The following is a 2,071-nucleotide window of genomic DNA, read 5'->3' as shown; positions in this document are numbered from 1 at the left end:
TCGGCCTCTATGGCGCACGCAAGGTCTGGCACCAGATGCGCGTGAAAGGCGATAAATGGKGGCGAAATGCACGGTGGAACGATTAATGCGCGCCATGGGGCTGGCAGGCGTCCGGCGTGGAAAGAAGACGGTCACCACCGTCAGCAACCCGAATACGCCGTGTCCGCTGGACAAGGTCAATCGGGCATTTCGCGTCAGCCGGCCAAACGCCCTGTGGGTCGTCGATTTACCTACGTGCACACCTGGACGGGCTTCGTCTATGTTGCCTTCGTGATTGACGCTTTTGCCCGGCGGATCGTCGGATGGAAGGTCAGAACGTCAGCCACTGCCAACTTCGTTCTGGATGCCCTGGAGCAGGCGATCCATGCCCGTAGGCCCGGTCCCGATGATGGACTGATCCACCATAGCGACAGGGGAGTTCAATATCTTGCCATGAACTATACCCAGCGCTTGGCCGAGGCCAAACTCGTCCCCTCGGTCGGTAGCGTCGGTGATTCCTACGACAACGCCTTAGCCGAGACGATCAACGGCCTTTACAAGGCCGAGGTCATCTGGCGGCAGCGATCATGGCCAAGCGTTTCGGCCGTGGAAATGGCAACGCTGCGCTGGGTCGATTGGTACAATAATCACCGGCTCTTCGGCCCTATCGGGCACATCCCGCCCGCTGAGGCCGAAGACAATTACTATGCAGCCCTCGAGAACCTCGATATGGCTGCATAGCCAAATGAAAACTGCCTCCTGAAAACCCGGGGCGCTTCACTAGCAGGCATGCCGAGCCTGTCGATCAATCGGGCGCCGGCCTCGCCGCCTAGGCCGTGTTGACAAAAGACTTCAGCCATATCCGTGCAGCAGCGAGGTTGAGGAAGCTTTCGAACGACAGGACGGTTTGTCATAGCGGGTGGCGATGCGGCGTTGTTGCTTCAACTTGCCGAACATTCGCTCAATGCGGTTGCGATCCTTGTAGCGCCGATAGTCGGGGATGGACCGGCACTTTTGCGGGTTCGACCGGGGGTGGGATGATCGGCAAAAATGCCGCGCATGAGCAGGTTTTTCGCGGAACCGGTCGCCATCGTAACCCTTGTCGGCCAGCAATGCCTTGGGTTTGGGCAACGGCAGGGCCATCAGTTCATCCACGGCAGCGTAATCTGAAGCCTCGCCGCCAGTCAGGATGAACCCGATAGGCAGTCCTTGATTGTCGCAGCGGGCGTGGACTTTGCTCGTAAAGCCGCCGCGTGATCGACCAAAAGCCTGCGCAAGAGCCCCCCTTTTCCGCCTACTGCCGAGACATGGCCGCGAACCGTGGTGCTATCGATCATGTGCTGCCAGTCATCGGTCAGGCCCAAATCAACCAGCGTTTGCAACAGCGCATCCCAAAAAACGCCTTGCTCGGCCCAGCGTCGGAACCGCACATAGACGGAGTTCCACTTGCCGTAGCGCTCGTGCATGTCGCGCCAGGGGCAGCCGACCCGCAGCACATGAAGCATGCCGTTGAGAAAACGCCGATTATCGCCAGATGGTCGAGCCCAGCGCCCCCCGCTCGGATGGCAGCAGGGGGCCAATCAGTTCCCCACTCAGCATCCGACAAGTCCCCACGGTCCATGACTGCTCCTTAAAGAGCAGCCTTGATGATGTGGACGCCCCCGCACTGACCGGCGCTATGCTGTCGGTCGGTCACCCGAAGCAGGAACAGGAGCGTTTACGATGACGATCACAACGGTTGGGCTGGATCTGGCTAAGAGCGTCTTTCAAGCACATGGCATCGATGAGACCGGCACTGCGGTGCTGGTGAAGAAGTTGCACAGGAAGCAGATGTTGCCTTTTCTTCTCGAAGCTGCCGCCATGTCTGATTGGCGTGGAGGCGTGCGGAACGGCGCATTACTGGGCACGGACACTCGCCGCCATGGGGGCACGAAGTTCGCCTGATTCCGCCTTTCGTACGTGAAGGCCTACGTCAAGCGCGGCAAGAGTGATGCGCTGGATGCAGAGGCCTATGCGAAGCTGTACAGCGCCCACGTGCGGTTCGTGCCGACAAAAAACGGTCGAGCAGCAAGCGATATTGATGGCCCATCGC

1 protein-coding gene and 3 pseudogenes are annotated in these 2,071 nt (G+C 59.7%); 2 read left to right on the top strand and 2 right to left on the bottom strand.

From position 1 onward, the window contains the following. Nucleotides 1-720, top strand: a pseudogene (locus tag BF95_RS25170) (IS3 family transposase); the annotation flags it as partial. Nucleotides 721-831: 111 nt separating this feature from the next. On the opposite strand, the pseudogene BF95_RS30120 reads toward BF95_RS25170, so the two are convergent. After that, nucleotides 832-1,221: pseudogene (locus BF95_RS30120) on the bottom strand (transposase); the annotation flags it as partial. Then, a complete protein-coding gene (locus BF95_RS30115; RefSeq protein ID WP_235210013.1) occupies nucleotides 1,164-1,484 on the bottom strand; it encodes a transposase in 321 nt (106 codons plus the stop codon). The gene BF95_RS30115 and the pseudogene BF95_RS30120, both read right to left, overlap by 58 nt. Nucleotides 1,485-1,701: 217 nt before the next feature. Between BF95_RS30115 and BF95_RS25155 the strand changes: the two are divergent. Then, nucleotides 1,702-2,071 (top strand): annotated as a pseudogene (locus BF95_RS25155) (IS110 family transposase); the annotation flags it as partial.

Source organism: Sphingobium sp. Ant17 (genome assembly GCF_000588875.1).
GTDB lineage: Bacteria > Pseudomonadota > Alphaproteobacteria > Sphingomonadales > Sphingomonadaceae > Sphingobium.
Note: the sequence above shows the minus strand (reverse complement) of the source record. Positions and strands in the feature narration are given on the sequence as shown.